The sequence below is a fragment of the Photobacterium sp. OFAV2-7 genome (assembly GCF_022347985.1).
Taxonomy (GTDB): Bacteria; Pseudomonadota; Gammaproteobacteria; order Enterobacterales; family Vibrionaceae; genus Photobacterium.
In genome coordinates this window covers 1-4906 of the sequence record NZ_JAKRFQ010000354.1, presented here as the reverse complement: position 1 = coordinate 4906, position 4906 = coordinate 1, and the positions used below count along the sequence as shown (strand labels likewise).

The window sequence follows — 4906 nt, the reverse complement described above, 5'->3', positions numbered from 1 at the left end:
CGCTCAAGTTACTGGAAGATATGGAGGGTTAGCAATGCCTCCTAATAAGCAAATGCAGCGGATCAAATTTGACCCTGTACTCAATTTACCCGCTGAGTTGGCATGTTACCATACTTTCTTTATCCGAACCTTACATGTTAGATCTAGCACTAACACACTCCCGTCCACTTTGTGCCAGCCTCTTTTTCTGGCGTGTTTTTGCCCCGAAACTTGTTAGAGCTAGTACTTGATTATGCGAAGTCAAACACAAGCTCCCATAGATAATCTAATCTTAAGAATTCACTCCACTTTTTATGTGAAAAATCGGATCTTTTGAGTGTTCGATATGGGTCGAAGGTGCTCTCCGTTGGGTGTAGTTACTTGAGCTATAACAAGTTTTCTATAAAACATATACAACACCATGGGGATTCACATCAGCGAAGGAAGTATCTATGCCGATTGCAACAAAAATATGTGACCTAATAAACAGTAAAGGAAAGCCTGATTGGTGGAGATACACTCTAAACCAAGCATTAGGTTTAGGCGAACGTAAGAGCAAGAAAAGCAGCCAACGAATCCATAGAAAACTATCAGCACCAAGCAGGTTTTATCTATGGAAAAATGCGAGAAACTTGGGAAAGGCTTGTCGAAGAATGGCTAATTCGTGGTGTTGTAGAACGTTTCAATAGGGAAGTAAAAAACCAGAGTTGCAGATACTTAACTGATATCACCGACCTAGATGTTGAAACCATTAATACTGCTATGAGCAAGTGCAGTACATATATGCACAGACATGATATGACAGAGGAAACTGCTGGTTCATTTCCAGATATTGATGAATTGGAAAAAGACGTAGCAGACCTTGAAGCATACTTTACTAACCTGAAAAAGCGAAGAAAATAAATGCTCGAACAGGAGATATAGCCCCTTATGCCAATGTAAGTGCCTGTATTATAAAGGGTAAGCTTATTGGTAAGGCTGAAAGCGAGTGGGTGATTACACTACTGCGTGTACAAAAAGGGTATACAAAACGGATGCAAGGTTTGATGTTAGGTTGTTGATATTACTAGTTAGGTTCTTGGTTCTTGTAGAATCGAAAGTTCGAATTCATATAGGGAAGCATTGACTTCCCCCAAAGTAAGGCAGGCAGTTCATTACTCTCACTTCATTTGCTTGTCATTTGACCAAATTTTCCTAATGTATGTAAGGTGACTTCAGAGTTAAGGGTACATTGATAGTGACTCACAAGTATCATAAAAAAGGAAAGCAATTTATGGTTTAAGACTAGACTATAACTATTTAGTTAGTATGCTTGGTGTAAAAATGAAGAATAATAGGCCTCCAAAGTTCTTCAATCAGAGCTTCATGACGGATCTATTTGATATAATTCGTGATTTCATTCTTATCGCAGTGATAGTCATCGCGCTGGCGACTATAGAATGGTTGCTCCATTTTTTAGGTTTACCAAATGAAATTATCAGTATTATCGAGTTAATAGATAGAAGTACAAAAATAGCTCTGATTGCGTTGCTTTCTATGGCTCTTGTACTTCGATTCTACAGGCGAGTGGTGTCAGAGCATGATAAATGAAATAATAGACGCTTATTTAGAAAGAATTCGAGATATACGTTTTTGGGTGATATTCTTATTGGCCCTCATACTATTCTCACTCTTAATATGGCACTTTCAGATTCAACAAAATTATCTTTACTATATAGCATTATTTATTGGTTTGTTTTCTGCTGGATTACCTGAGATTCTCAGTGGATTACAACGTTTAATGCTCAAGCTGTGGTTGCTACTTTCTAAGCCGTTTCGGGATGGTTGGGAACAGAGACAGAGAGAAAAAAGAATTCAAGAGTGTTACACATTATCTGTCGAAATAGAAAATAAAGTGCGGGAAGGTCTTTCAGAACATAACGTATCCGATAGAGACATTGAATCTCTAATAGGCCTATTAGTATCTAGTGATTTAGGACGAGCTTATGCGAGACTTGCGTCATTGCTTAGTGATGGTACTATAAATACAGCTGATTATGACAACCTTGCGACTCTATTTGCTAAGTACGGGTATTATCAGAATGAAATTCTAGAACTTTCAAAATTAGTACGAGAGTAATTGGATTAAATTTTTTCTATTGTTTGAAAGTTAGTTAAAACTCGCTCTGTTTATTTCAGGTAAAAGCTAAAAGAGGATGCAATGATTATTGAGAAAATCTCGTTACTTATCGTTAGCTTCCTTCTTTCAGGGATCCTAGGCGGCTTTTTTGGCTACCATCTAAAACGACGTGCTTGGTCTGAAGAGACAAAACACGCACTTCATCAGGCGCGTTATAAAGAAGGTGTCGAGTTTTTGGATGAGCTGTCTTATCTGATAGCTAATCGCTTCTTTTTGATTCAAAGGTTAGTCTGGGCAATTGAATTAGATGACCACGAAAAGATTCGGGAAAGAGAAAAGCAGTATTTCGAAGTTGTTGAAAAATGGAACTCCTGCTTCTGGAGAAATCGGAATAAAATACGATTACTCGTCGGAGAAGAGCAAGCAAATTACTTCCTTTACTATCATGATGATAATGCCGGGAATAAACCAAAGAGTTTGCATTACAAATTTGTAATCGCTCACAGAAGCGTTATTTTCGCCAAAGAAAATAGGGAAGCCATTCCGGAGGCAATTAGGCAGGTAACAGAACTAAATTGGAAGTGCTCCGTATTCTTAGAGCGTCTAGCATCTGAATTCTTAAGTAGAGCAATAGATATTCAATTACTTAAGGTGCCTACTGATTCAGGAGGTGCCGAACAAGCGCACATGGCACAAGATGATAGAGTCATATAAGAAACATTGCTCATGTTATATATACTGGAACTCTAGCGCTTTTAGTCGGGATTGTTATAGACTTTTTTAAAGGTAGTATTTCGGATTTTCTTTATTTGGTATGAGGTTGCTAGATTATCGGCTTGCGGGGCAAAGTCAGATATAGACATTTAAGGCTTCAACAAACTTTTTCTTATTAGAGGAGAGGGCATTAGAGTCAATGTCCTAACGCGCTTTTGTCCAAAAGCTTGATAGTGCTGCCTACAACCAAGGGTTGCTTGTAGGTAGCACGATTTGGTTGAGCCATTCATCCTACAACATTCTTATAGTTTGGCTTGTTGATTTGATAGAAAGCCAGTTTCTTATGTGTCTGTGTCGAATTTGCAGCTGGTAAATTGTGGAATGTAATACGTAGAATTGGAACGGCTATAACTGTCTATACTAATGATTAACTTCATTATGCGAGGAAAGACTTATGGCTGCGAATCCTTCCAATCAATATCTTAAAGTCAAAAAGCGCCACCCTGATTTACTCAATGCCCTTGAGGCGCTTGGTAAGGCAACGAAGCAGGAAGGGCCACTTGATGAGAAATCAGCGCAGTTGATTCAGCTGGCAGCTGCAGCGGCTATTCGCTCTGAAGGTGCCGTTCACAGCCATACTAAGCGGGCACTAGAAGCGGGTGCAAGTGCCGAAGAAATACGTCATACGCTCATCCTGCTAACAAGTACACTGGGCTTTCCTTGCGTGATGGCAGCGCTGAGCTGGGCGGATGAGAAAATTGAAACTTTTCAGTCAAGCGAGCCTGACTGGGAAGTGTAGTTCGAAGTTAGAGACAACAAAAAACCCGCTGCATGAGCGGGTTTCAGGTGCATATCTGAAAAGAGTGTGAAAAGCGCGTCGAGAGTTAGCTATTACAGGGTTCTGCTTCTCTCTCGTTGACCATGCTACAAGCCCAGAAACTTACATGGTTGCTACTCTTTCCCCTCATCTCAAAAGACCTATTGGCAGAAAGATACGCTTTCCAATATTCAGTATAGATCAGCTTTATCTAACGTCCAGCCGCAAGAGTGAAATAATGCCCTGATTATTACCTTTATTAACGAATATCGTTTCAAACCAATGAGCCTGTATCGTTTCTAAGTTATTGCAAAATATACATTATTTGCATAATGAGAGTTTACGCACTGAATTTATGATTGCTCTGGTGAATGATAGAGGCTTATGGGGTATTACGCAGTTTGTAAATAGATGAGTGGTATGATTCAACAAGAACAACAATTTAATGACGCGCTATTAGACAAACTGGTAGCACATTTTGGGGTAACAAATATTAAAAAGGATGGAGGATATATTCTACGTGACGGCAGTTTACTCAATTTGAATCGTTCTGATCTGAGTAATCGCCAGTACCACCGGGCAGTTGCTAAATTACTGCCTACAGAAATGCATGGTGCCTGTGATGAGATAACAATCGTTAACCTGATGACGGCAACAGGGATTATTCGTTATGAAGCCCGGGGGCGGGTGCATGTTGCAGTAAAGCCAACCCAGCAGCAGCGCCGTAAGTTGTTTGAGATCATGAAGTACAGCGAGCATAGTTATCGCGTATTGGTATCAGACACCAATGCAGCTACGATCGGTGATAAGAATTTTAAATCACCACAAGCACATGAGTTACTGCAGTATTTTGAAGGCTGTTTTAGTGGTAATCAACAGCAGTATCGGGAGGATGAGTTTGATGTCCGCAAAGAGCATGGTGATATCATTTTTACTTTCCGGCCCGCACAACGCCAAATCGGGCGTTATCAGTTAAAGTCTCAGACTTTTACGATAATGCCAGAGTTTGAAGGTTCCATGGCTTTGCTTAAAGAAAAAACTGCAAAGTTACTGCAAGAGGAAAGCAACGTAGTTTGATATCAATTTAATGAAGTATTGATTTCTACATGCGAGATGAGGTTTCTTTAGTAGTAAAAATACCCCAGGGAGGCTTAAATAGCCTCCCTGCTTATTTCTATCAGCACAATTCAATATGATGATATGACTTTATATCACTATTAAATTAGTGCCTTGTCTCATTTACTTTTGGCCATTCACAATAATGGAATGGATTGACG

6 protein-coding genes are annotated in these 4906 nt (G+C 39.6%); all 6 read left to right on the top strand.

What is annotated here, in order from left to right:
- The first annotated feature begins 600 nt into the window (after positions 1-600).
- The 6 genes from MHN01_RS16580 (at position 601) to MHN01_RS16555 (ending at position 4706) form a co-directional block, all read left to right on the top strand.
- A complete protein-coding gene (locus MHN01_RS16580) occupies positions 601-882 on the top strand; it encodes a hypothetical protein (protein WP_239412357.1) in 282 nt (93 codons plus the stop codon).
- Positions 883-1344: 462 nt separating this feature from the next.
- Positions 1345-1569 (top strand): hypothetical protein, encoded by a 225-nt coding sequence (locus tag MHN01_RS16575; protein WP_239412356.1) that lies wholly within the window; start codon positions 1345-1347, stop codon positions 1567-1569.
- Positions 1559-2098: a hypothetical protein gene (locus MHN01_RS16570; protein ID WP_239412355.1), complete on the top strand. Its 540-nt coding sequence runs from the start codon at positions 1559-1561 to the stop codon at positions 2096-2098. Before MHN01_RS16575 ends, MHN01_RS16570 begins: the two co-directional genes overlap by 11 nt.
- Before the next feature lie 81 nt (positions 2099-2179).
- On the top strand, positions 2180-2812 hold the full coding sequence (locus MHN01_RS16565) for a hypothetical protein (protein WP_239412354.1): 633 nt from the start codon (positions 2180-2182) through the stop codon (positions 2810-2812).
- Positions 2813-3266: 454 nt separating this feature from the next.
- Positions 3267-3611 carry a carboxymuconolactone decarboxylase family protein gene (locus MHN01_RS16560; protein WP_239412353.1) on the top strand — a complete coding sequence of 115 codons (345 nt, stop codon included), beginning with the start codon at positions 3267-3269 and terminating at the stop codon, positions 3609-3611.
- A 438-nt stretch (positions 3612-4049) separates the two neighbouring features.
- Positions 4050-4706, top strand: coding sequence for a hypothetical protein (locus MHN01_RS16555; RefSeq protein WP_239412352.1), 657 nt, complete (start codon positions 4050-4052; stop codon positions 4704-4706).
- The last annotated feature ends 200 nt before the right edge of the window (positions 4707-4906 follow it).

Coding starts and splice junctions, on each gene's coding strand:
- MHN01_RS16565 (WP_239412354.1), top strand. CDS start 2,180: ATGATTATTGAGAAAATCTCGTTACTTATCGTTAGCTTCCTTCTTTCA.
- MHN01_RS16570 (WP_239412355.1), top strand. CDS start 1,559: ATGATAAATGAAATAATAGACGCTTATTTAGAAAGAATTCGAGATATA.
- MHN01_RS16575 (WP_239412356.1), top strand. CDS start 1,345: ATGACGGATCTATTTGATATAATTCGTGATTTCATTCTTATCGCAGTG.
- MHN01_RS16560 (WP_239412353.1), top strand. CDS start 3,267: ATGGCTGCGAATCCTTCCAATCAATATCTTAAAGTCAAAAAGCGCCAC.
- MHN01_RS16580 (WP_239412357.1), top strand. CDS start 601: ATGCGAGAAACTTGGGAAAGGCTTGTCGAAGAATGGCTAATTCGTGGT.
- MHN01_RS16555 (WP_239412352.1), top strand. CDS start 4,050: ATGATTCAACAAGAACAACAATTTAATGACGCGCTATTAGACAAACTG.